The sequence below is a fragment of the Methylobacterium sp. WL69 genome (assembly GCF_008039485.1).
Lineage (GTDB): Bacteria > Pseudomonadota > Alphaproteobacteria > Rhizobiales > Beijerinckiaceae > Methylobacterium.
Genome location: NZ_VRUZ01000020.1, coordinates 15677 through 36375 on the forward strand (window position 1 = coordinate 15677; position 20699 = coordinate 36375).

At 72.0% G+C, this 20699-nt stretch carries 21 protein-coding genes and 1 riboswitch; of the genes, 8 read left to right on the forward strand and 13 right to left on the reverse strand.

What is annotated here, in order from left to right; translation table 11 throughout:
- Positions 1 to 5: 5 nt before the first annotated feature.
- The 7 genes from FV218_RS08390 to FV218_RS08420 form a co-directional block, all read right to left on the reverse strand.
- Entirely contained in the window at positions 6 to 1406 is a 1401-nt protein-coding gene (locus FV218_RS08390; protein WP_246685039.1) for a dicarboxylate/amino acid:cation symporter, read from the reverse strand.
- 150 nt (positions 1407 to 1556) lie between these two features.
- The gene (locus FV218_RS08395) at positions 1557 to 2438 is read right to left on the reverse strand and encodes a hypothetical protein (RefSeq protein WP_056088934.1); all 882 of its coding nucleotides are present in this window, start codon (positions 2436 to 2438) and stop codon (positions 1557 to 1559) included.
- Positions 2439 to 2732: 294 nt separating this feature from the next.
- Entirely contained in the window at positions 2733 to 3134 is a 402-nt protein-coding gene (gene msrB / locus FV218_RS08400) for a peptide-methionine (R)-S-oxide reductase MsrB (protein ID WP_056088937.1), read from the reverse strand.
- A gap of 108 nt (positions 3135 to 3242) precedes the next feature.
- On the reverse strand, positions 3243 to 4397 hold the full coding sequence (locus FV218_RS08405; protein ID WP_147709387.1) for a YihY/virulence factor BrkB family protein: 1155 nt from the start codon (positions 4395 to 4397) through the stop codon (positions 3243 to 3245).
- Positions 4398 to 4505: 108 nt separating this feature from the next.
- Positions 4506 to 6026, reverse strand: coding sequence for a malonyl-CoA synthase (locus tag FV218_RS08410; RefSeq protein ID WP_147709388.1), 1521 nt, complete (start codon positions 6024 to 6026; stop codon positions 4506 to 4508).
- Between the two features lie 18 nt (positions 6027 to 6044).
- The gene (locus FV218_RS08415; RefSeq protein ID WP_147709389.1) at positions 6045 to 7451 is read right to left on the reverse strand and encodes a malonyl-CoA decarboxylase; all 1407 of its coding nucleotides are present in this window, start codon (positions 7449 to 7451) and stop codon (positions 6045 to 6047) included.
- Positions 7452 to 7688: 237 nt separating this feature from the next.
- The gene (locus FV218_RS08420; protein ID WP_056088951.1) at positions 7689 to 7889 is read right to left on the reverse strand and encodes a hypothetical protein; all 201 of its coding nucleotides are present in this window, start codon (positions 7887 to 7889) and stop codon (positions 7689 to 7691) included.
- A 367-nt stretch (positions 7890 to 8256) separates the two neighbouring features.
- Between FV218_RS08420 and FV218_RS08425 the strand changes: the two genes are divergently transcribed.
- Positions 8257 to 9441 carry an MFS transporter gene (locus FV218_RS08425; protein ID WP_147709390.1) on the forward strand — a complete coding sequence of 395 codons (1185 nt, stop codon included), beginning with the start codon at positions 8257 to 8259 and terminating at the stop codon, positions 9439 to 9441.
- Here the strand turns inward: FV218_RS08425 and cobD are convergent.
- Positions 9434 to 10453: a threonine-phosphate decarboxylase CobD gene (cobD, locus tag FV218_RS08430; RefSeq protein ID WP_147709391.1), complete on the reverse strand. Its 1020-nt coding sequence runs from the start codon at positions 10451 to 10453 to the stop codon at positions 9434 to 9436. The genes FV218_RS08425 and cobD overlap by 8 nt on opposite strands.
- On the opposite strand from cobD, the gene cbiB reads away from it, so the two are divergent.
- Together cbiB and FV218_RS08440 are read left to right on the forward strand one after the other, a co-directional pair.
- A complete protein-coding gene (cbiB, locus tag FV218_RS08435; RefSeq protein ID WP_147709392.1) occupies positions 10430 to 11431 on the forward strand; it encodes an adenosylcobinamide-phosphate synthase CbiB in 1002 nt (333 codons plus the stop codon). The two genes, cobD and cbiB, sit on opposite strands and share 24 nt — an antisense overlap.
- Before the next feature lie 35 nt (positions 11432 to 11466).
- Positions 11467 to 12534 carry a DUF3616 domain-containing protein gene (locus FV218_RS08440; protein ID WP_147709393.1) on the forward strand — a complete coding sequence of 356 codons (1068 nt, stop codon included), beginning with the start codon at positions 11467 to 11469 and terminating at the stop codon, positions 12532 to 12534.
- 9 nt (positions 12535 to 12543) lie between these two features.
- Here FV218_RS08440 and FV218_RS08445 read toward each other — a convergent pair whose 3' ends face one another.
- The 5 genes from FV218_RS08445 to cobU all read right to left on the reverse strand — a co-directional run bounded on the left by FV218_RS08445 (position 12544) and on the right by cobU (position 17113).
- Positions 12544 to 13908: an MFS transporter gene (locus FV218_RS08445; protein WP_147709394.1), complete on the reverse strand. Its 1365-nt coding sequence runs from the start codon at positions 13906 to 13908 to the stop codon at positions 12544 to 12546.
- Positions 13909 to 13971: 63 nt separating this feature from the next.
- Positions 13972 to 15426: a cobyric acid synthase gene (locus tag FV218_RS08450; RefSeq protein WP_187273002.1), complete on the reverse strand. Its 1455-nt coding sequence runs from the start codon at positions 15424 to 15426 to the stop codon at positions 13972 to 13974.
- 53 nt (positions 15427 to 15479) lie between these two features.
- Positions 15480 to 15818, reverse strand: a complete 339-nt coding sequence (locus FV218_RS08455; protein WP_147709395.1) for a hypothetical protein — start codon at positions 15816 to 15818, stop codon at positions 15480 to 15482.
- 150 nt (positions 15819 to 15968) lie between these two features.
- The gene (gene cobO / locus FV218_RS08460) at positions 15969 to 16568 is read right to left on the reverse strand and encodes a cob(I)yrinic acid a,c-diamide adenosyltransferase (RefSeq protein ID WP_056088965.1); all 600 of its coding nucleotides are present in this window, start codon (positions 16566 to 16568) and stop codon (positions 15969 to 15971) included.
- Positions 16565 to 17113, reverse strand: coding sequence for a bifunctional adenosylcobinamide kinase/adenosylcobinamide-phosphate guanylyltransferase (gene cobU, locus FV218_RS08465; protein ID WP_147709396.1), 549 nt, complete (start codon positions 17111 to 17113; stop codon positions 16565 to 16567). The genes cobO and cobU overlap by 4 nt, the downstream gene beginning before the upstream one ends.
- An 88-nt stretch (positions 17114 to 17201) precedes the next feature.
- Positions 17202 to 17399, forward strand: a riboswitch (cobalamin riboswitch).
- Positions 17400 to 17451: 52 nt separating this feature from the next.
- On the opposite strand from cobU, the gene FV218_RS08470 reads away from it, so the two are divergent.
- From FV218_RS08470 to FV218_RS08490, 5 genes are all read left to right on the forward strand, one after another.
- Complete coding sequence (locus tag FV218_RS08470; RefSeq protein WP_056088970.1) at positions 17452 to 17628, forward strand: CbtB-domain containing protein; 177 nt, start codon at positions 17452 to 17454, stop codon at positions 17626 to 17628.
- Between the two features lie 26 nt (positions 17629 to 17654).
- Positions 17655 to 18404, forward strand: coding sequence for a CbtA family protein (locus FV218_RS08475; protein WP_147709397.1), 750 nt, complete (start codon positions 17655 to 17657; stop codon positions 18402 to 18404).
- A complete protein-coding gene (locus tag FV218_RS08480; RefSeq protein WP_147709398.1) occupies positions 18397 to 18789 on the forward strand; it encodes a DUF1636 domain-containing protein in 393 nt (130 codons plus the stop codon). Before FV218_RS08475 ends, FV218_RS08480 begins: the two co-directional genes overlap by 8 nt.
- Complete coding sequence (gene cobW / locus FV218_RS08485; protein WP_147709399.1) at positions 18786 to 19820, forward strand: cobalamin biosynthesis protein CobW; 1035 nt, start codon at positions 18786 to 18788, stop codon at positions 19818 to 19820. Before FV218_RS08480 ends, cobW begins: the two co-directional genes overlap by 4 nt.
- A gap of 117 nt (positions 19821 to 19937) precedes the next feature.
- On the forward strand, positions 19938 to 20699 hold the full coding sequence (locus tag FV218_RS08490; RefSeq protein WP_147709400.1) for a DUF4349 domain-containing protein: 762 nt from the start codon (positions 19938 to 19940) through the stop codon (positions 20697 to 20699).

The window sequence follows — 20699 nt, forward strand, 5'->3', positions numbered from 1 at the left end:
TTGGATCAGCGCGCGGGCGCGGGGATGGGAGCCGCCGCCGCGGACTGCGTGGTGGCCGGGTCCATGTTGGGCGCGTGATCCGAGATGTCCGTGCCGATGGAGAAGGGGTGCTCCATCACCTGGCGCAGCTTCTCCCGGTCGAGCTCGCCCTCCCAGCGGCTGACCACGACGGTGGCGACACCGTTGCCGATGAGGTTGGTGATGGCCCGGCACTCCGACATGAACTTGTCGACGCCGAGGATCAGCGTCATGGCGGCCACCGGCACCGGGTTGTTGGGGATGGCCGAGAGCGTCGCCGCCAGGGTGATGAAGCCCGCCCCCGTGACGCCCGAGGCGCCCTTCGAGGTCAGCATCGCCACGAGGATGATGGTGGCGTACTGGCCGAACGACAGGTCCGCGCCCACCGCCTGGGCGAGGAACAGGGTCGCCAGGGTCATGTAGATGTTGGTGCCGTCGAGGTTGAACGAGTAGCCCGTGGGGATCACGAGGCCGACCACGGAATCCGAGGCGCCGAGGCGGCGCATCTTCGTCATCATGTGCGGCAGCACCGTCTCGGACGACGAGGTGCCGAGGACGATGAGGAGCTCGTCCTTGATGTAGGCGAGGAAGCGGAAGATCGAGAAGCCGGCCACCCGGGCGATGCCGCCGAGCACGACGACGACGAACAGGAATGCCGTGACGTAGAAGGTGCCCACCAGCCAGGCGAGGTCGACCACCTTACCGATGCCGTACTGGCCGATGGTGAAGGCCATGGCGCCGAAGGCGCCGATGGGCGCCAGCTTCACCACGAGGCCGATGATGCGGAAGAAGATCTGCCCCATCGTGTCGATGGCGTGGGTGATGACCTCGCCGCGCTTGCCCATGCCGGTGACGACGACGCCGGTGAGGATCGAGATCAGCAGCACCTGGAGCAGATCGCCGGTGGCGAAGGCGTCGAAGAAGCTCTTCGGGATCAGCGCCATGATGTGGCCGGTCACCGAATCGTCGGCGGCCATCTTGGCGTACTTCTCCACCGACTTGCCGTCGAGCTTCGTCACGTCGGCGTTGAAGCCGGCGCCGGGCTTGACCACCTCGCCGACGAGGATGCCGATGAGCAGGGCGATGGTGGAGACCACCTCGAAGTAGACCAGGGCCTTCAGGCCGACGCGGCCGACCTTCTTCAGGTCACCGATGGAGGCGATGCCGTGCACGATGGTACAGAAGATGATCGGCGCGATCATCATCTTGATCAGGGCGATGAAGGCGTCACCCAGCCACTTGACCGACTTGCCCCATTCCGGATGGAGGTAGCCGAGCAGGATGCCGAGCGCGATGGCAATCAGCACCTGGATGTAGAGGACCTTGTACCAGGGTTCGGCCACCCGTGGGGGCTCGGCCACCGTGCCGTGGGTCATCGCCTGGGACATCGTTCCCTCGCCCGTCGTGTTTCTTGCTCGCGACGCTAGCGAAGTTGTGGGCACCACTCAATCGCGCAGGCGGGGATGAAAGTGACATTCTCGCACGTGCGGCCGCATCCCGAACGGGGCGCGGCCGCACGTGCCTCGATCGGGCCCCGATCAGGTCTGGTTGCGGCGCGGGCGGACGGTCCAGCGCTCGAATTCGGCCCCGGCCTCCTCGGCCCGCGCGGGCTGGGCGGCCTCGCCCTCGGGCGGGAGGGGCTGCGGGTTGCCGAGGGCCTGCGACAGGCTCTCGATCACGTCGTCGATCCGGGCGTCGTTGGGGCCGCCGGCCTCCTGGGTCGTGGCCTCATGGGGTACGGCCTCGGGCGCCGCGACCGGCACGGGGGCCGGTGCCGGGGGAACCGGCTGAGCGCCGCCGCCGGCGACACGGCGCAGGGCCTTCATCATGCCGTCCTCGTCCGCCGGCTTGGCGGCCGCCGCACCGGAGGCGGCGCCGTACCGGCCGAAGCCGAAGCGGGGCTCGACGAGGTCGAGGACTGCCTCGAGGGCGGCGTTGCTCAGGGCGATCTCGCCCGGCTGGGGCGCGCCCTGGAGGGCGACGGCGTGACGCTCGTAGGCCGCGTCGCCCGAGACCTCGGGGCCGAACCACACCGGCACCGGGAAGGCGTTGGCGTCGCCGATCTCGTCGAAGGTCACGCTGACGAGGTCGAGGTTGCCCGGGGCGACGTAGCGGTCGATGCGCGCCTCCCGGCCGGCGCCCAGGGCGATGGCGGTGCGGTCGTACTGGGCCTTGCCGCTGCAGACGTCGAGCAGGGCGTCGCCGTGGGCGCGCGGCACGTCCGTGCGCTCCTCGGTCGAGGCCCCGTCCTGGTCCGTACTGACAAGGACGAGGTGGCATTGCTGGCCGTCGACCCGGACGTAGGAGACGCGTCCGGCCTGGGGCGCGAAGTAGCCTTCAGTGATCCGGGCACCGCCCCGCTCCTTGCGGATGAGGCGCACGAGGGAGGGGGCGACGAGGAACCGGCGAACGATGCTCATGCGGAGTCTCCGGGGGTCTGTGCGTCCCACGGTCGAGGCTCCGCCGGACTGACATTCACGGGCGCCTCGATCTTTCGAACGATGCGGTCTGCGCAGCGCCCATCAGCGGGCGCCGCGGTATTCGTCAGAGAATTACCATTCCGGGACTAAGCAAAACACCGCAGAAATCAAGGTGGTGCGCCGGATTACGCCCGCGATCCACCGCTCCGTCCCCATCTCGATCCCTTGCTCGATCCCTTGCTCGATCCCTCGTCTGATGGCCGCCGCGGCGACTGTCGCGCGACGCCCCCCGTCTCATCCGCGCGGCTCGAACCGCAGGGAGATCCCGTTCATGCAGTAGCGCAGGCCGGTGGGGGCCGGACCGTCGTCGAAGACGTGGCCGAGATGGCCCTTGCAGCGGGCGCAGTGCGCCTCCGTCCGGGTCATCCAGTGGCTGCGGTCGACCTGGGTCTCCACGGCCTCGGGGAACGGTGCGAAGAAGCTCGGCCAGCCGGTGCCGGACTCGAACTTGGTGCCGTTCTCGAACAGCGGCGCATCGCAGCCGGCGCAGTGGAACACGCCCGGGCGCTTCTCGGCGTTGAGGCAGCTCGTGCCGGCGCGCTCGGTGCCGTGCTGGCGCAGCACCCGGTACTGCTCGGGGGACAGAATCTCGCGCCACTCGGCGTCGGTGCGGGTGTCGGCGGTCGGTGCGGTCATGGGTCGGATCCATCGCGAGGGAAACGGTGTGGTTTCCCCCTAGATAGGGTCCCGGAGCCATCCCGTGGAGGCCAGCCGACCGCTTCGGCTCGTCCGATGGCCCCGACGCTAGGCCACGGCGCCGAGGGTGTCGGCCATCCGGGCCCGGCGCGCACCCATGGGCAGGGGAGCGCCCGTGGTGGTGTCGTGGGCGGTCTGGTGTTCCATCTCGGCGTTGATCTCGCCACCGAGCAGCACGATGGTGGTGGAGATCCAGATCCAGGTCATGAAGCCGATGGCGGCGCCGAGGGAGCCGTAGGTCTCGTTGTAGTTGCCGAAGCTCGACACGTACCAGGAGAACAGGATCGAGGCGACGAGCCACAGCACGCCCGCCACGGCGCCCCCGACGCCGACCCAGCGCCAGCGCGGCCGCTCCCGGCTCGGCCCGTAGCGGTAGAGCAGCGACAGGCCGCCGAGCACCACCACCAGCAGGGCGGGCCAGCGCAGCTGGGCCAGCAGCCAAGCGGTGTCGCTGAAGCCCACGAAGGTGAACACGAGGGGCAGCACGACGATGCTCGACAGGGCGAAGATCGTGAACAGCAGGGCGCCGATGGTGAAGGTGAGGGAGCGCAGGTTGAGCATCACGAACGAGCGCTTCTCCTCCTCCTCGTAGACCACGTTGAGGGCGTCGAACATCGCCTTCATGGCGGCGTTGGCGCTCCACAGGGAGATGACGAGGCTGGTGAAGAAGGTCAGTCCCAGGGAGCCCCCGCCCTTGGCGGCGATGCGCTTGACCTGATCGCCGACGATCTCGATGGCGCCCGACGGCAGCACGCCCTGCAGGCTCGCGAGATGGTCGTTGATGGACCCGACATCGGCGACGAGGCCGTAGCAGGAGACCAGGGCGGCGATGGCCGGGAACAGGGACAGGAGGGTGTAGAACGTGACCCCGGCGGCCACCGACAGCACCCGGTCCTTGTTGAACTCGAGGTAGACGCGAAACAGGATGTCCTTCCAGCCGCTGGCGGTGATCTCCAGGGGCGTGCGGGCGGCGCGCCCGCGTCCGGCCTGCGTGGCGGCGACCCATTCGGCGGAGCGCCCGCTATGGGAGCGCGCCCCCCCGTCCCGGTTCCGGTCGGGCTCGGGCGACGCGACGGGTCCGTCCCTCCGCGTCCGGCCGCGGGTCCCCGCCGCCAGGGCCACGAGGGCCGCCCCCATGGCCAGGGTCCACAGCACGGAGGCGGCGCCATTCTGGGCGGGCGCCGGTTCGGGGGAGGAAGGCATCGCGGCGGGGACCGTTCGGGCGGCGGGAGGTGCCAAGCTTGAGCTTACGCTGAGCAGAACGCCAGGGCGTGCGGGGCGTTCCGCCCCTCCGGGCGGTCCGCGCCGGGTTCAGGCACGGTAGAGCCCCGCATGCGTCTCCCGCAGGACGTTCTTCTGGACCTTGCCCATGGCGTTGCGGGGCAGGTCGTCGACGAACAGCACGCGCTTGGGGCACTTGTAGCGGGCGAGCCGCGCCTCGAGGGTGCGCAGGATCGCGGCCTCGTCGGGGGCGCCGTCGCCGGCCACCACCACCGCCGTCACGCCCTCGCCGAAATCGGCGTGCGGCACCCCGATGACCGCCGACTCGACCACGCCCGGCAGGGCGTCGATCTCGTTCTCGACCTCCTTCGGGTAGACGTTGTAGCCGCCGGTGATGATGAGATCCTTGCCGCGCCCGACGATGTGGACGTAGCCGTCGGCGTCGATCTTACCGAGGTCGCCGGTGACGAAGAACCCGTCGGCCTTGAACTCGGCCGCCGTCTTCTCCGGCATGCGCCAGTAGCCCCGGAACACGTTGGCGCCCTTCACCTCGATCATTCCGACGGCATCGGTCCCGAGGTGCGCCCCCGTCTCGGGATCCACCACCCGCACGGCGACGCCCGGGAGCGCCGGCCCCACGGTACCGGCCACCCGCGCCCCCGCGTAGGGGTTCGAGGTGTTCATGTTGGTCTCGGTCATGCCGTAGCGTTCGAGGATGGCGTGGCCCGTGCGGGCCTCCCAGTCGCGGTGGGTCTCGGCGAGCAGCGGCGCCGAGCCGGAGACGAACAGACGGATAGTTTTCGCGATGGCAGCATCGAGGCCCGGCTCCTTGAGCAGGCGGGTGTAGAAGGTCGGCACGCCCATCATCGCGGTGGCGCGCGGCATCAGGCCCAGCACCTGCCGCGCGTCGAACTTTGCCAGGAACAGCATCGTGCCGCCCGTGGCCAGCACGGTGTTGGTCGCCACGAACAGGCCGTGGGTGTGGAACACCGGCAGGGCGTGGATGAGCACGTCGTCGGCCGTGAAGCGCCAGACTTCGGCGAGCGTCCGGGCGTTCGACGCGAGGTTGTCGTGGGTGAGCATGGCGCCCTTGGAGCGCCCGGTGGTACCCGAGGTGTACAGGATCGCCGCGAGATCGTCGGGGCCGCGCTCCACGTCGGCGAAGTCGCCCGGAGCCGCATCCGCCGCCGCGACCAGGCTGCCGCGCCCGGTCGCGTCGAGGGTCCGCATTGCGGCCACGCCGGCCCCCTGCGCCACCGGCTCCAGGGCCTCCTGCTTGCCCGGATCGCACACGAACACGGTGGGCTCCGCATCGCCGAGGAAGTAGGCGACCTCGTGGGCGGTGTAGGCGGTGTTCAGGGGCAGGAACACGGCCCCCGCCCGGACGGTGCCGAGGTACAGGAACAGGAATTCAGGGCTCTTCTCGGCCTGCACCGCAACCCGGTCACCGGGCTTCACCCCCAGCCCGACCAGGGCCGCCGCATAGGCGCCCGACTGCGCCAGGAGGTCGGCATAGGTGAACCGCGTGCCGTCCCCCGTCTCGACGAAGGTTTTCGTGGCCGGATCGGCGGGCAGGCTCGCGCGGACGAGGTCGAAGAGGTGATTGGGCATGCGGGCTTCGGATTGCTTTCAGGCGTCGGCCAGGGCCACCGCGCGGGCGGGCGGCAGGTTGTTGCGCAACTCGCGGCTGACCGCGCTGGAGGCCGCGACGGTGCCGAGGTTGGCGTAGGTCTCGTGGTTCTTCTCGATGGCCGAGAGGTCGTAGAGGTAGTTGACCATCAGCCCGCGCGACTGGCCCAACCCCTTGGGCGAGACGTCGCCGAGGAAGTTCAGGCGCTCCAGGCGGGCGCCGTTGCCGAGGTGGAACCGGGCGACGGGATCGAGCGGCTTGCCGCGCTCGTTCTTGGCGCGGAAGAAATAGGCGGCCGCCGCCGGGATCATCGCCTTGCGCACGGCCTCGGCCTTGGCCTTGTCCGAGAACCAGTCCGGCTCGTCGATGGCGCGCAGGGCCTCGACATCCTCGTGGGTGAGCCCCTGCGGCGCGTCGGCCCGGCGCTCGCGGTCGAGCCAGGTCGCGAAGCCCGGCACCGGCGACAGGGTGACGAAGGTCTTGAGGGTGGGGATCTCGCGGGCCAGATCCTCCACCACCTGCTTGATGAGGAAGTTGCCGAAGGTGACGCCGGCCAGACCCTTCTGGCAGTTGGAGATGGAATAGAAGATCGCCGTGGTGGCCGCGCGCGGCGGCAGCAGGTCGCGCTCGTGGGCGAGGATCGGCGCGATGGCGGGGGCGATGGCGGCGGTCAGCGCCACCTCGACGAAGATCAGCGGCTCGTCGACGAGGGCCGGGTGGAAGAAGGCGAAGCAGCGCCGGTCCCGCGGCTCGATGCGACGGCGCAGGTCGTCCCAGTCGGCGATGGCGTGGACCGCCTCGTAGCGGATTATCTTTTCCAGGATGTGGGCCGGCGTGGTCCAGTCGATGTGGCGCAGCACGAGGAAGCCGCGGTTGAACCACGAGGCGAACAGGTGCTCGAAATCGCTGTCGAGGCTGTCGGCGGCGTCGACGAGGTCGGGGTCGGCCTCCTCGTCGCGCAGGGACCGGCGCAGGCCGAACAGGTCCTCACGCATGCGGACCAGGGCGAGGGTGCCGTCCCGGGCGAGGTTCAGGCGCCGGATCAGTTCCTGGCTGCGCGGCTCGGCGGCGTCGTGCAGGACGCCGAGGGCCGCCCGCGACGGCGCGGCGCGGTACGCCGCGATGGCCTCGTCGACGGCGGCGTGGTCGGCGGCGAACTCGGTGGCGACCATGCGCAGGAAGCTCGCCCGCTCGGGCCGGGCGAGGCTGGCATACCGGTCGAGGATGAGCCGGGCGAGGGCGACGCCGGAGGCCTCGCCGCGCCGGGAGATCAGGTCCTCGCACAGCTTGACCAGTTCCTGCGCGTTGGCGCGGGCGGCGAGATCCCCGCGCCCGAACCCGATGAGGTCGCGGCCCCGGTCGCTGATGGTCTGCAGCAGATCGCCGAAGAAAGAGATCGCCGCCATGGAAGCCGCCTGTCCCCGTACTGGCGCCCGAACCGGGCGGTCCCGCCACGCGCATCCGCGCACGGCTCGACGAACACTCTATGACGGCCCCGCGCGAAGGACCAGAGACCTAGGCCGGTTCGCTTGGGCACGCCGACGCGGCGCAGTGCCCCGCTCCTCGGCGTATCGCAGATTCACGCCGCGAAACCGGCGGCCTCGGTCGCACCACGGGTCCGGGACGGCCGGAGGCCGCGTCCGTCAGCTCGCGCCGCCGGCGGCGATGATCTCGGCCCGGTCGGCCCGCTCCCGCCAGTCCTCGACGCCGTGCTGGCGGGCGAAGCGCAGTTCCGCCGCCCGGAGCGCCCGCACGGGATCGCGGGCCCGGACGATGGCGACGGAGCCGACGGGGAAGGGAACGCCCAGGATTTCCTTGGCAAACTCGACACGATAGTTCGGCATTCGAAGCTCCGTCGTCGGACCCGGCGGGCCGCTCCCGTGGAACGGAGCGCGATTCGCCGGGCCATGGCTGCGATCAGACCGCAAAATCTCGCGTTTTCCAAGGGGTTGGCCCGGCTTGTCAGCCCGATTCCGGGTCCCTCGGCCGCCAAAACGTGCGGGCCCTCGTTCAAACAGATGCGATCGGGCCTGCCCGAGAGGTACGCACCTGCGACGACGCGTCCGGCCCGCCGGCCCGACCGGCCTTGCGGGCACGGTGCACACCGCCCTACTCACCCGTTCGATTCCCACCGGGACAGCACCAGACCATGACGACACCCGGCCTGACAGCGACGCGCGACGTCCCCCCGGCGGCACCCCGGCGCGCGGCATGAGCGGGGCGGCACCGGGCCACGGCTTCACCCTGAAGGCGCGCCTCGGCCTCACCCTCATCGCCGGGGGCGCGGTCGCCAACATCTACTACAACCAGCCCCTGCTGGCCCTGCTGGTGGCGGAGTTCGGCGACCGCGCGGCCGTCCTCGTGCCGACGGCGTCGCTCGTCGGCTACGGCCTCGGCATCCTCTGCCTCGTGCCCATCGGCGACAGCCTGCCCCGGCGCGGCCTCATCCTGGCGCAGATGCTCGGCCTCGCCGTGGCCCTCCTGGCGGCGGCGCTGAGCCCGAGCCTCGGATCGCTCGCGGCGGCGAGCCTCGCCATCGGCTTCCTCGCCTCGGCCGCACAGCAGGCGGTGCCGTTCGCCGCCGAGCTCGCCCCCGACGCCACCCGGGGCCGCATGGTCGGTCAGGTGATGACCGGGCTGCTCAGCGGCATCCTGCTGGCGCGGACGGCGAGCGGCTTCGTCGGCGCCCAGTACGGCTGGCGCGCGGTGTTCTTCGCCGCCAGCGCCGTGGCGCTGATCATCGCGGGCGTCGCCGCCGCGACCCTGCCGCGCACGGCCCAGACCCGGCCCCTGCGCTACCGCGCCCTGATGGTGTCGATCCTCCACCTCACGCGGACCCAGCCGGCCCTGCGCCGCGCCAGCCTGTGCCAGGGGCTGCTGTTCGCGAGCTTCAACGCGTTCTGGACGACGCTGGCCCTCCTGGTGGAAGCGCCGCCCTTCGACCTCACGGCGGCGGGGGCCGGCCTGTTCGGCGTCATCGGCGTGGTGGGTGCCTTCATCGCCCCGGTATCGGGCCGCTACACCGACCGGCGCGGCGCCCGGCCCGTGGTGGTAGTGGGCAGCCTGTTCGTGGTGGCGGCCTTCGTGGTCCTGTGGGCCGGCGGCGCCGTCTCACTCGTGGCCGTCGGTCTCGGCGTGCTCCTCATCGACATCGGCCTCAACGGCGCGCTCATCGCCAACCAGACCCGGGTCTACGCCCTGGTCCCGGGCGCGCGCGGACGGGTCAACACGGTGCTGTTCACGGTGATGTTCGTGTTCGGGGCGATCGGGGCGTTCGCCGGCAGCCAGGCCTTCCTCATGGCCGGCTGGCCCGGCGTCTGCGCCGTCGGCCTCGTCCTCTCGGGCGCCGGCCTCCTCGTGGCGCTCCTCGAGCGCGGGACGCCGAAGGCTACCTGAGCACCCGCGAGAGCCGGCACCATTCGGTCTTGTCCGCCGGCAGGCCGAAGCGCAGGCGCCCGGGCGCCGCTTCGAAGCGCCGGACGTAGATGCCGGCCGCGCCGAGACGCCCGAACAGGCCCGGCCCGTCCGAAAAGTCGGCGGTGCGGAACAGGCAGGTGCCGCCGACCACCCGGCCGCCGGCCCGGGCGATCATCCGGTCGAGGCGGCCCGCATCGGCGCTCCGCGCGGCGGCGGCGGTCCGGCGCCAGTCGGCATCGGCCAGCGCCGCGCGGCCGATGGCCAGCGCCGGGCCGGACACCGCCCAGGGGCCCAGGGCCTCGGCGATGCGGGCGGCGAAGGCGGGCTCGGCCAGGGCGAAACCGAGGCGGAGTCCGGCGAGCCCGTAGGTCTTGCCGAAGGAGCGCAGGACCACGAGGCCCGGCCGCAGGTGGGGCCCAAGGGACGCAACCGCCTCGAGGTCGGCGAAGGCTTCGTCCACCACGAGGAGGCCGCCGCGCAGGGCGAGCCGTTCCGCGCAGGCGAGGAGCGCGGCGGCGTCCCAGGTCCGCCCGTCGGGGTTGTTGGGATTGACCACCACCATCACGTCGGCGTCCGCACCGAGGTCCGTCACCGCGGCAACGGCATGGCCGGCCCGGCCCCACGCGGCGGCGTGCTCGGCGTAGGTCGGCCCGACCACGGCGACGCGGGCGGGGGGCCACAGGCGCGGCAGGGTCTCGATGAGGATCTGGGTGCCGGGCGCCGCCACGATGCCGGCCGGATCGGCGACGCCGTAGGCCCGCGCCGCCGCCGCGTTCAGCGCCGCGAGGTCGGCCGGGGACGGCAGGCGCCGGAACGCGCTGGCCTCCAGGGGCGGACACGGGTAGGGCACCGGATTGATCCCCGTCGAGAGATCGACCCACGGCGCGGGCGCCTCCGGAAACAGGGCGCGCGCCGCGTGAAGATCGCCGCCATGCGCGATGGGGAGAGACCCGCTCACCGAACCCGAATGCCCTGGACCGCCCTCACCCATCCGCCCGATACGCTCGTCGTCCTGCTGCTCGCGCTGACCGTCGAGGCGGCCGCCGGCTATCCCGACCGGCTCTACAGGGCCCTCGGCCACCCTGTCACCTGGATCGGCGCCGTCATCGGCCGGCTCGACGGGCGCCTGAACCGCGGCGGCCCGGCCCGTCGCCGCGCCATGGGCGTGCTGGCGACCCTCACGCTGCTCGCCGTGGTCGCCGCCGTCGCCTTCGGGCTGACGGCGGGCGCATCCCTGCTCGGCCCGTGGGGCGGCCCCATTATCCTCGCCCTCCTCTGCGCCAGCCTACCGGCCCAGCGCAGCCTGCACGACCACGTCGCCCGCGTGGCGGCGGACCTGCGGAGCGATGGCTTGGCGGGCGGGCGCGTCGCCGTGTCGATGATCGTCGGGCGCGACCCCGACAGCCTCGACGAGGCCGGCATCTGCCGGGCCGCCATCGAGAGTCTCGCCGAAAACTTTTCCGACGGGATCGTGGCGCCGGCGTTCTGGATCGGCGTCGGCGGCCTGCCGGGCGGCGCCCTCTACAAGGCCATCAACACCGCCGACAGCATGATCGGCCACCGCACCCCGCGCCACGAAGCCTATGGCTGGGCCGCCGCCCGCCTCGACGACCTCGTCAACCTGCCCGCCTCGCGGCTGGCCGGCGGCCTCATCGTCGCGGCGGCCCTGTTCCACCGGGGTGCTTCGCCGGGCGCGGCCTGGCGCACCCTCCTGCGCGACGCCGGCCGCCACCGCTCGCCCAATGCCGGCTGGCCCGAGGCCGCCATGGCCGGGGCCCTCGGCCTGCGCCTCGCCGGTCCGCGCGTCTACGGCGCGACCCGGGTCGAGGATGCCTGGATGGGCGATGGGAGGACCGCGGCGGGCCCTGGCGACGTGGAGCGGTCGCTCGCCCTCTACCGCACCGCCTGCCGCCTGCTGTTCGGCCTCGCCGCCCTGACATTCGCCCTCCTCACGGTCGCGCTGCTATGAGCGCGACCATGCCGCCCGTCCCCCGGAGCTCCGCCATGATCCGCCGTTCCCTCCTCGCCGCCGCCTCGGGACTGGCCCTGCTGTCTCCGGTCCGCGCGCAGGTGCTGCATCCCGTGGACAGATCCTACACCGTCGGCGCGGGGCTGGCGGGCGAGATCACGAAGAAGCAGACCAAGCCGGCCGAGGACATCTCCGGCATCGCCTGCGCACCGGCCGGGGCCGGGCCGCGCACCTGCATGGTGGTGGACGACGAGGCGGCGGGCGCCCAGTTCGTCACCCTGGACGGCACGACGCTGAATCCGGGCGCCGTCGTCGACATCGCCGGCCGCAAGCCGCCCGCCGCCGCCCTCGGGTCCCCCCCGGCCACGGGCGACTGCACCCTCGGCCAGGGCGCGTACCGGGAGATGGACGGCGAGGCCGTGGCCTATGAAGCACCCGACTTCTACGTCACCGGCTCCCATGGCTGCAGCCGGCGGGGACGCGAGTTCAAGCTCTCCACCGCCCTCCTGGCCCGCCTGCGCCCGGACGCCGCCGGCACGGGGGCGCGCGTCGAGACCACCTACCGCCTCGGCGACGCCCTTCGGACCGCCGACACGGTGGGCCCGTATTTCCTGAAGGATCTGGAACCGCGCGAGGGCGGCAAGCCGCTCTCTGGCCTCAACGTCGAGGGCCTCGCGGTGGTCGGCGACACCCTCTATGCCGGCCTCCGCGCGCCGGTCCTCGACGGCCGGGCCTTCCTCGTCTCGGTGCCCGTCGCCGCCCTGTTCGCCCCCGGCGACGGGCCCCTCGGCGCCAAGCCCACGACGATCCCCCTCGCCCTCGGGCCGGAGGCCGGCATCCGCGACCTCACGGCCCTGCCCGACGGGCGGCTCCTCGTGCTGTCCGGCCCGACCCGCAACGGGCTGGCCGTGCCCTACGGCCTGTTCCTCGCCGAACTGCCCTCCGGCAAGGTCACGCCGCTCGGCACCCTCGCGCCGCTGGACGGCGACGAGGCCCGGGGCAAGCCCGAAGGGATCGTGCGCCTCGGCCCCGGCCGGGTGCTGGTGGTGTTCGACAGCGTTCTCGACGGGAGCCCGCGCGAGTACGCGGTGGCGATCCCGTAGGCTGTAACTTCAGCGCGCTTCCACGGACGGACCGGGCACCGGCTCCGCGCGAAGGCCCGATTGCGCGCTCCGCCGCGCGGCGTCGCGGCGGAGCGCCGAGAGCACCACGAACATCAGGCTCGCCCCAAGTGCGAGACTGGCCGCCAGAAAATACATCGGGGCGAGGTCGCTGCCGGTACGGTCGCGGATGAGCGGCACGGCGTTCTGCGCGATGAAACCGCCGAGGTTGCCGACCGAATTGATGGCCGCGATCCCGGCGGCGGCACTCGCGCCCTTGAGGAAGGTCGCCGGCAGGGACCAGAACACCGGCTGGGCCGAGAACACCCCGGCCGCCGCTACGCACAGGCAGGCGAACTTCAGCGCCGCCCCCGGCAGCACGACGCTGAGCACGAGGGCGGCCGCCGCCACGAGCCCCGGCACCACCACGTGCCAGACCTGATCGCCGGAGCGGGCCGCGCGGCGCGGCACCCACCACAGGGCGAAGGCGGTCACCACCCAAGGGATGATGTTGATGAGACCGTTGAGGGTGTTCGAGACGTCGAAGCTGCGCACCACCGTCGGCAGCCAGTAGCTCAACCCGTAGGCGGCGAGCGGAAACGCGATGTAGACCGACGCCAGCATCCAGACCCGCCGGTCGAGGAGGGCGGCGAACGGATTGCCGTGCTCCACCTGCCCCCCGGCCTTGCGCTCGAAGGCGAGGGTGCGGGCGAGCCAGTCGCGCCCTTCGCGGGAGAGCCAGGGCGCCCGCTCCGGCCCGTCCGGCAGGATGCGCAGGACCACGACGGCCAGCGCCAGGGCGGGCAAGCCGGTGGCGACGAACACCCATTGCCAGCCCTTCAGGCCGAGCAGGCCGTCGAGGTCGAGGAGGGCGCCGCCGATGGCCGCGCCCACGGCGTTGGCCACCGCGCTCGCGATCATGAACCAGCCGATCATCCGGGCGCGGTGGGATTGCGGGAACCACAGGGTCAGGGCGAACAGGACGCCCGGAAAGAAGCCGGCCTCCGCCACCCCGAGGAGGAAGCGCAGGGCGTAGAACATCGCCGTGTTCTGGGTGAAGCCGAGCCCGATCGTGATGAGCCCCCAGGTCAGCATGATCCGGGCGAACCAGCGCCGCGCGCCGACCCGCTCCAGGATCACGTTCGACGGCACCTCGAACAGGAAGTAGCCGAGGAAGAACAGCGACGCCCCGAGGCCGTAGGCGGTCTCGCTCAGGCCGAGGTCGCCGACCATCTGCAGCTTGGCGTAGGAAATGTTCTGCCGGTCGATATAGGCGATGAGGTACATCAGCCCGAGCAGGGGCATCAGCCGGAGGGTGACCGTGCGGACCGTGTCGTGCGCCAGGCGCGCATCGACCTGCGGGGGCGGCGTCGTCATCGGGCGGATTCTCCCGTGCCCGTTCTGGCCGGGCTTCGATCCCGAGCCTACGACGGGTGAGCGCTACAACGCCAGGGTGAACAGGCGGTCGCAATCCACGTGGGCTTCGAGGTGGTCGGCGAGCGCATCGAGCACCGTCTCGATCCCGGCCTCGTAGGCCCCGCCGCCGGCCGCGGCGCCGAGGCGCGCGAGCCAGGCGGCGCGCTGGGCATCGTCGGCGAACAGGCCGTGGACGTAGGTGCCGGCGACCCGCCCGTCGGCCGAGACCGCGCCATCGCGTCGGCCGTCGGCGAAGGCGAGGAGCGGGCGCGCGGCGTCGGGGCCATGGGTGTCGCCGACATGCATCTCGTAGCCGGAGAACGGCACGCCGTCGGGGAGCGAGGTGCCGGTGACGGCCTCCAGGCGCTTGACCGGATTCATCACCGTCGCGACGTCGAGGAGTCCGAGGCCCGGCACGGTGCGGGGCGTGCCCTCGATCCCGTGCGGGTCGGCGAGGGACCGACCGAGCATCTGGTAGCCGCCGCAGAGGCCGAGCACCCGGCCGCCCCGGCGGACGTGCGCCAGAAGATCGGTATCCCAGCCCTGGGCCCGGAAAAAATCGAGGTCCGTGATGGTGGTCTTCGAGCCCGGCAGGAGCACGAGGTCGCAGACCGGGATCGGCTCACCCGGACGCACCAGCACCACGGATACGTTCGGCTCGCCCCGGAGGGGATCGAGGTCGTCGAAATTGGCGATGCGCGGCAGGACGGGCACGGCCACGACCTTGCGACCGGCGGCGCTCCCCTCGGACCCGACGAGGCCCAGAACATCCTCGGCCGGCAGGCGGGCGGCCTGCGGGAAATGCGGGATCAGGCCGAGGCTCGGCCAGCCCGTGTGGCGGGCGATGAGGTCCATCCCGTCGGAGAACAGGCTCGGGTCGCCGCGAAACCGGTTGACGAGGAAGCCCCGGATCATCGCCGCGTCGGCCGGATCGATCACCGCCTTCGTTCCGACGAGGCTGGCGATGACCCCGCCCCGGTCGATGTCGCCGAGCAGGATCACCGGCGTGTTCGAAGCGCGGGCAAAGCCCATGTTGGCGATGTCGCCGGCCCGCAGGTTCACCTCGGAGGCCGAGCCCGCACCCTCGACGACGACGAGGTCGGCCTCGGCCTTCAACTGCGAAAAGCTCTCCAGCACGGCGGCGAGGAGGCGCGGCTTCCAGCCCTGGTAGTCGCGGGCCGTGGCCTGGCCGACCATGCGGCCCTGAACCACGATCTGGCTGCCGGTCTCGCTCTGGGGTTTCAACAGCACCGGATTCATGTGGACGGACGGCGCCACCCCGGCCGCCCGCGCCTGGAGCGCCTGCGCCCGGCCGATCTCGCCGCCATCGGCGGTGACGGCGGCGTTGTTCGACATGTTCTGCGGCTTGAACGGGCGCACGGCGAGCCCGCGCCGGACGAAGGCCCGGCACAGGCCGGCGACGACGAGGGACTTGCCGACATCCGAGCCCGTGCCCTGGATCATGATGGCGCGGGTCATCGGAGGGTCCTGCGACTGGGGGCGGGCTTCGTCGGATCGGGGACGTGATCAGATCAGCGCCGGATAGACTGGGTCGCCTTCTGCTGCTGATCGAGGACGCTGGCAATCAACGCGTCGCATTCCGGCTTCGGGCCCCGGCACAGAGCCCTCAGCTGGACGACGACCTTGCCATCCTCCTGGACGACCTTGCGGCAGATGTAGGCGGGAAACCGGCCGCCGCTCGGCTTGGCGAACGTCCACAGAATCATGTTGGCCGGATCGTCGACGGCGACGAAACTTGCGTTGTCCAGACTTACGCGGCCGCCGGCCTTCGCCTGGATGTCCCGCACCATCTGCTCGATGGACACGACCTCGTGGCCGCACAGGGCTTCCGCGCTTGCAGGCGCGGGCATTGCCAAGGGACCCACGAGAAGGGAACCCGCGAGAAGCGGCATGAGAACCGTCCTGAGGCGCATCGCTTCAACTCCGAATTGCATCGGACTGATTACGCAACGTCCCCGGCGCGGGATCAAGCGGAAAGCACCGACGCCGGCGGCTTGTGCCTAGAACTCGATCCCCTCCTGCGCCTTCACCCCCGCCGCGAAGTGGTGCTTCACCGAGACCATCTCGGTGACGAGGTCGGCGGCCTCGATGAGGGCGGGTTTGGCGTTGCGGCCGGTGACGATGACGTGGAGGTCGGGCCGACGGGCCCGGAACGCCGCCACCACGGCGTCGAGGGGCAGGTAGTCGTAGCGCAGGGCGATGTTGAGCTCGTCCAGCACAACGAGGCGGATGGTCGGGTCGGCCATGAGGTCTAGCGCCTTGGCCCAGGCGTGCTCGGCGGCGGCGATGTCGCGGGCCTTGTCCTGGGTCTCCCAGGTGAAGCCTTCGCCGAGGGTGTGCCAGTCGATCCGGTCGCCGAAGGCTTTCAGCGCGTGCTTCTCGCCCGTGTCCCAGGCGCCCTTGATGAACTGCACCACGCCGACCCGCCAGCCGTGGCCGAGCGCCCGCAGCATCAGCCCGAGGGCCGCCGTGGTCTTGCCCTTGCCGGGGCCGGTGTTGACGATGAGGAGGCCCTTCTCGATGGTTTTCTCCGCCACCTCGGCATCCTGCACGGCTTTGCGCTTCTCCATCTTTTCGCGATGGCGGTCGGCTTCGGTCATGGGGTCGCTCCGGGCGAGGGATTCGGGAGTTGAGGTTTCACGATCATCGGCAGGCCCGCCACCATGAACACGACGCGGTCGGCCTGCGCCGCCAGGCGCTGGTGCAGGCGCCCCGCCGCGTCGCGGAACCGGCGGGCGAGGGCGTTGTCCGGCACGATGCCGAGGCCGACCTCGCTGCCGACCAGCACCACCGGCCCCGGCGCCCCGGCGCAGGCGGCGAGCAGTTGTACGGTCGCAGCCTCGACATCGGCCTCCGCCAGGATGAGGTTGGTGAGCCACAGGGTGAGGCAATCGACGAGCACTGGGCCTTGCGAGGCGGCGACGGCCTGGGCCAAGTCCATCGGCACGTCCCGGGTGATCCAGTCGGCGGACCGCCGGTCGCGATGAAGCGCGATGCGGCCGCGCATCTCGCTGTCCCAGGCCTGGGCGGTGGCGAGGTAGAGCCACGGCGCCGGGCAGGCCTCGATCAGGCCCTCGGCATGGACGCTCTTGCCCGAGCGCGCGCCGCCGAGAACCAGGGTGGTGTGGGGAGGGGGCTGGGGCATGGCGCATCCTTTAGCCCGAAACGTCATCGTGTGGTCAAAGGCGCGCGAAACGGCGGGGCGGCGCGTTGTCAGGGATCGTGCGACCGCGTAGAAGCTGGGATCGGACGGTGCCCCGGCGACGGGGTGAAAAGGGAATGCGGTGAGGGGCGAGCGCCTTGAAACCGCGGCTGCCCCCGCAACTGTGAGCGGCGACGGGCCTGCCATCGGCCACTGGAGCGATCCGGGAAGGCGGCATGAACCGGACGACCCGCGAGCCAGGAGACCTGCCGTCCGGCACCGGGGACTTCCGTCCTCACCTTCGACCACGGCCGCCGGCGGGGCGGCCAGGAGATCAACCGATGACCACCAACACCCTCGTTCTCACCGGCACCCGCACCAACGAGCGCCTCGGCGCCGTGATGGTCGCCGCGTTCCTCGGCCTCGGCCTCGTGTTCATGGCGGGCTTCGCCCCGGCGATGGCGCTGCACAACGCGGCACACGATTTCCGCCACACCCAGAATTTCCCCTGCCACTGAGCGTTTAGCGCCAGGGTAGACCCCCCATGATCATCCGGCTCGTGTCGGCGGCCCTGGTCGCCGGCTTCCTCGCGGCTGTGGTCGCGACGGGCCTGCAGCTCGCGCTCACCTCGCCGCTCATCATCGTGGCCGAGCGCTACGAGACGCAGGCTTCTGCCTCCGCTCCTACTTTCGCGTCCCTCGTCGTGCGGGTTCACGGCGGGCACGACCACGGCGCGAAGGACCCGGCCGTCTCCGGCGGCGAAACCGCGCCCGAGTGGCAGCCGGGTCCCGGCCTGCCCCGCATGGCGTTCACGGCCCTCGCCACCCTGGTCGGCGGCGTCGGCTACGCCCTGCTGCTCGGCGCGGTCCTCCTCGCCGTCGGCCGCGAGCCGACCCCCGAGACCGGCCTGCGCTTCGCCGTAGCCGGCTTCCTCGCGGTCGCCCTCGCACCCGCCCTCGGCCTGCCGCCGGAACTGCCGGGCATGGAGGCGGCGCCGCTGGCCGACCGTCAGTTCTGGTGGGTGATGACCGCCACCGCCACGGCCATGGGGCTCTACCTCATCGCAGTCCGGCGCACGCCGATCTCCATCGCCGGCGGCCTCGTCCTCCTCGTGGCGCCGCACCTCGCCGGGGCGCCGGAGACGAGCCACGCCGCTTCGGCCCTGCCGGCGGGCTACGCGGCGCAGTTCGCCGCGCGCTCCCTCGGCATCGCCTTCGTGTTCTGGGCGGTGATCGGGCTGGCCTATGGCTGGGCCTGGAGCCTGTTCGGCCGGAAGGCGGCGTCCCATGGCTGAGGACGTCACCCTCTACGTCTGCACCGCCTGCCGCGCGGCCGGCGACCCGGCCGAGCCCCGCGCCGGCGCCCGACTGCTGAGTGCGCTCCGCGACGCGGTGGGCGAGCACGGCCGGCCCGGCCTGCGCATCGAGGGCGTCGAGTGCCTGTCCGTGTGCAAGCGGCCCTGCACCGTCGCCGTCGCCTCGGAAGGACGTTGGACCTACGTCTACGGCGACCTCGACGCCACCGAATCCGCGCGCACCATCCTGGAGGGCGTCGGCCTCTACGGCGAGACGCCCGACGGCATCGTGCCGTGGAAGGCGCGGCCCCCCGAATTCCGCAAGGGCGTCGTCGCCCGCATCCCGCCGCTCGCGGCGCACCCCATTCCGGACGCCGCCGAATGAGCCTCGTCGAAAAAATCCCCTGCACCATCGTCACCGGCTTTCTCGGGGCCGGCAAGACGACGCTCGTGCGCCACCTCGTGGAGAACGCGAACGGCCGGCGGCTCGCCATCATCGTCAACGAGTTCGGCGATCTCGGCTTCGACGGCTCGTTCCTCGCCGCCTGCGGCATCGAGGGCTGCCGGGACGAGGACATCGTCGAGCTCGCCAACGGCTGCATCTGCTGCACCGTCGCCGACGATTTCGTGCCGGCCTTGAACAAGCTCCTCGACCGGGCCGACCCGCCGACCCACATCCTCATCGAGACCTCGGGCCTCGCCCTGCCGAAACCCCTGGTCCAGGCGTTCCAGTGGCCGGCGATCCGCTCGCGGGTGACCGTCGACGGCGTCATCGCGGTCATCGACGGCCCGGCCGTGGCGGCGGGGTTCTTCGCCGACGATCCGGCGGCCTCCGCCGCCCAGCGCGCCGAGGACACGAACGTCGATCACGACAACCCCCTCGAAGAGGTGTTCGAGGACCAGATCCTCTGCGCCGACCTCGTGGTGATGAACAAGGCCGACCTCCTCGACGCCGCCGGCCGCGAAAAAGTCCGCGCCGAGGTCCAGGCTCACCTGCCCCGCGCCGTGAAGATGGTGGAGGCCGAGCACGGCCGCCTCGACCCGCGCGTCATCCTCGGCCTCGGCGCCGCGGCCGAGGACGACCTCGACGCCCGCCCCTCCCACCACGGCGAGGGCGAGGACCACGACCACGACGATTTCGACTCCGTGGCTCTGCCGGTCCCCGCCACCGCCACCGCCGAGGATCTGGCGATCCGCGTGGCCCGGGCCGCCGAGACCGCCGGGGTGCTGCGGATCAAGGGCTTCGCCGAAGTCACCGGCAAGCCCATGCGCCTCGTGGTCCAGGGCGTCGGCACCCGCATCGCGCACCATTACGACCGGCCCTGGAAGGGTACGGAAGCCCGCGACGGCCGCCTCGTGGTCATCGGCCTCAAGGGCTTCGACCAGGGTGCGGTCGCCGCCGCCCTGGCGGGATGAGCGGCATGGCGGGACGGCGCAGCCTCGTCGCGGCGGCCCTGGGGCTCGCCGCCCTCCTCGGGGGGCTGCTCCGACGCGCGTCCGCCCGCCCCCGAAGTCGCCAGCCCGCTGCCGTCGATGCAGGCCAACCGGAGCGCCGCCGCCAAGCTCGCCTTCACGCACGATCTCGCCCTCGGCCTGCCGCCCGACCGGGTGGCGCCGCACTTCGCGGCGGCGCGCGACCGTTGCCTGTCCGATACGGGCCTCGGCTGCGTTCTGGTCTCGTCCTCCCTCGAAGACGGCGCGCGCCCCTCGGGACGCCCGCAGGCGCAGATCCAGGTCCGCCTGCCGCACGAATCCGTCGCCCCCTACGTGGCGTTCCTCACCGCTCCCCTGCCGGGCGAGGCGGCGGGCGATGTCGTCCTGCGCCGTCAGGCGACGCGGGCCGACGACCTGACCACGCCCCTGGAGGACGGAGACCGCCGGCTGGCGCAGCTCACCGCCTATCGCGCCCGCCTCGACGAGCTGGCGGCGAAATCGGACACGCGGGTGGAAGACCTCATCCGCATCGCCGGCGAACTGTCCAAGGTCCAGTCCCAGATCGAAGAGGGCGAGGCCCGGCAGCGCGGCCTGCAGCGGCGCGTCGACACCGAGATCGTGTCCGTCTCCTTCCATTCGGACGGGGCCCGGTCGGGCGCCTTCGCCCCGGTGGAGGACGCCTGGAGCCAGGCCGGCCAGACCTTCGGCGCCAGCGCGGCCGACGCCCTGCGCTTTGCCGTCGCCAGCCTGCCCTGGCTTCCCGTGGCGGCCATCGGGCTCCTCCTCGTCCGCGTCCTGTGGCGCCTGCGCCCGCGCCGGCGGGCCCGCATCGGCCGGCCCCTCACGGAGGCGCAGCCGTGA

Bases quoted from the DNA above. Each gene is read 5' to 3' on its own strand.
- FV218_RS08390 (WP_246685039.1), bottom strand. From the start codon at position 1,406: ATGTCCCAGGCGATGACCCACGGCACGGTGGCCGAGCCCCCACGGGTG.
- FV218_RS08395 (WP_056088934.1), bottom strand. From the start codon at position 2,438: ATGAGCATCGTTCGCCGGTTCCTCGTCGCCCCCTCCCTCGTGCGCCTC.
- msrB (WP_056088937.1), bottom strand. From the start codon at position 3,134: ATGACCGCACCGACCGCCGACACCCGCACCGACGCCGAGTGGCGCGAG.
- FV218_RS08405 (WP_147709387.1), bottom strand. From the start codon at position 4,397: ATGCCTTCCTCCCCCGAACCGGCGCCCGCCCAGAATGGCGCCGCCTCC.
- FV218_RS08410 (WP_147709388.1), bottom strand. From the start codon at position 6,026: ATGCCCAATCACCTCTTCGACCTCGTCCGCGCGAGCCTGCCCGCCGAT.
- FV218_RS08415 (WP_147709389.1), bottom strand. From the start codon at position 7,451: ATGGCGGCGATCTCTTTCTTCGGCGATCTGCTGCAGACCATCAGCGAC.
- FV218_RS08420 (WP_056088951.1), bottom strand. From the start codon at position 7,889: ATGCCGAACTATCGTGTCGAGTTTGCCAAGGAAATCCTGGGCGTTCCC.
- FV218_RS08425 (WP_147709390.1), top strand. From the start codon at position 8,257: ATGAGCGGGGCGGCACCGGGCCACGGCTTCACCCTGAAGGCGCGCCTC.
- cbiB (WP_147709392.1), top strand. From the start codon at position 10,430: ATGCCCTGGACCGCCCTCACCCATCCGCCCGATACGCTCGTCGTCCTG.
- cobD (WP_147709391.1), bottom strand. From the start codon at position 10,453: ATGGGTGAGGGCGGTCCAGGGCATTCGGGTTCGGTGAGCGGGTCTCTC.
- FV218_RS08440 (WP_147709393.1), top strand. From the start codon at position 11,467: ATGATCCGCCGTTCCCTCCTCGCCGCCGCCTCGGGACTGGCCCTGCTG.
- FV218_RS08445 (WP_147709394.1), bottom strand. From the start codon at position 13,908: ATGACGACGCCGCCCCCGCAGGTCGATGCGCGCCTGGCGCACGACACG.
- FV218_RS08450 (WP_187273002.1), bottom strand. From the start codon at position 15,426: ATGACCCGCGCCATCATGATCCAGGGCACGGGCTCGGATGTCGGCAAG.
- FV218_RS08455 (WP_147709395.1), bottom strand. From the start codon at position 15,818: ATGCCCGCGCCTGCAAGCGCGGAAGCCCTGTGCGGCCACGAGGTCGTG.
- cobO (WP_056088965.1), bottom strand. From the start codon at position 16,568: ATGACCGAAGCCGACCGCCATCGCGAAAAGATGGAGAAGCGCAAAGCC.
- cobU (WP_147709396.1), bottom strand. From the start codon at position 17,113: ATGCCCCAGCCCCCTCCCCACACCACCCTGGTTCTCGGCGGCGCGCGC.
- FV218_RS08470 (WP_056088970.1), top strand. From the start codon at position 17,452: ATGACCACCAACACCCTCGTTCTCACCGGCACCCGCACCAACGAGCGC.
- FV218_RS08475 (WP_147709397.1), top strand. From the start codon at position 17,655: ATGATCATCCGGCTCGTGTCGGCGGCCCTGGTCGCCGGCTTCCTCGCG.
- FV218_RS08480 (WP_147709398.1), top strand. From the start codon at position 18,397: ATGGCTGAGGACGTCACCCTCTACGTCTGCACCGCCTGCCGCGCGGCC.
- cobW (WP_147709399.1), top strand. From the start codon at position 18,786: ATGAGCCTCGTCGAAAAAATCCCCTGCACCATCGTCACCGGCTTTCTC.
- FV218_RS08490 (WP_147709400.1), top strand. From the start codon at position 19,938: ATGCAGGCCAACCGGAGCGCCGCCGCCAAGCTCGCCTTCACGCACGAT.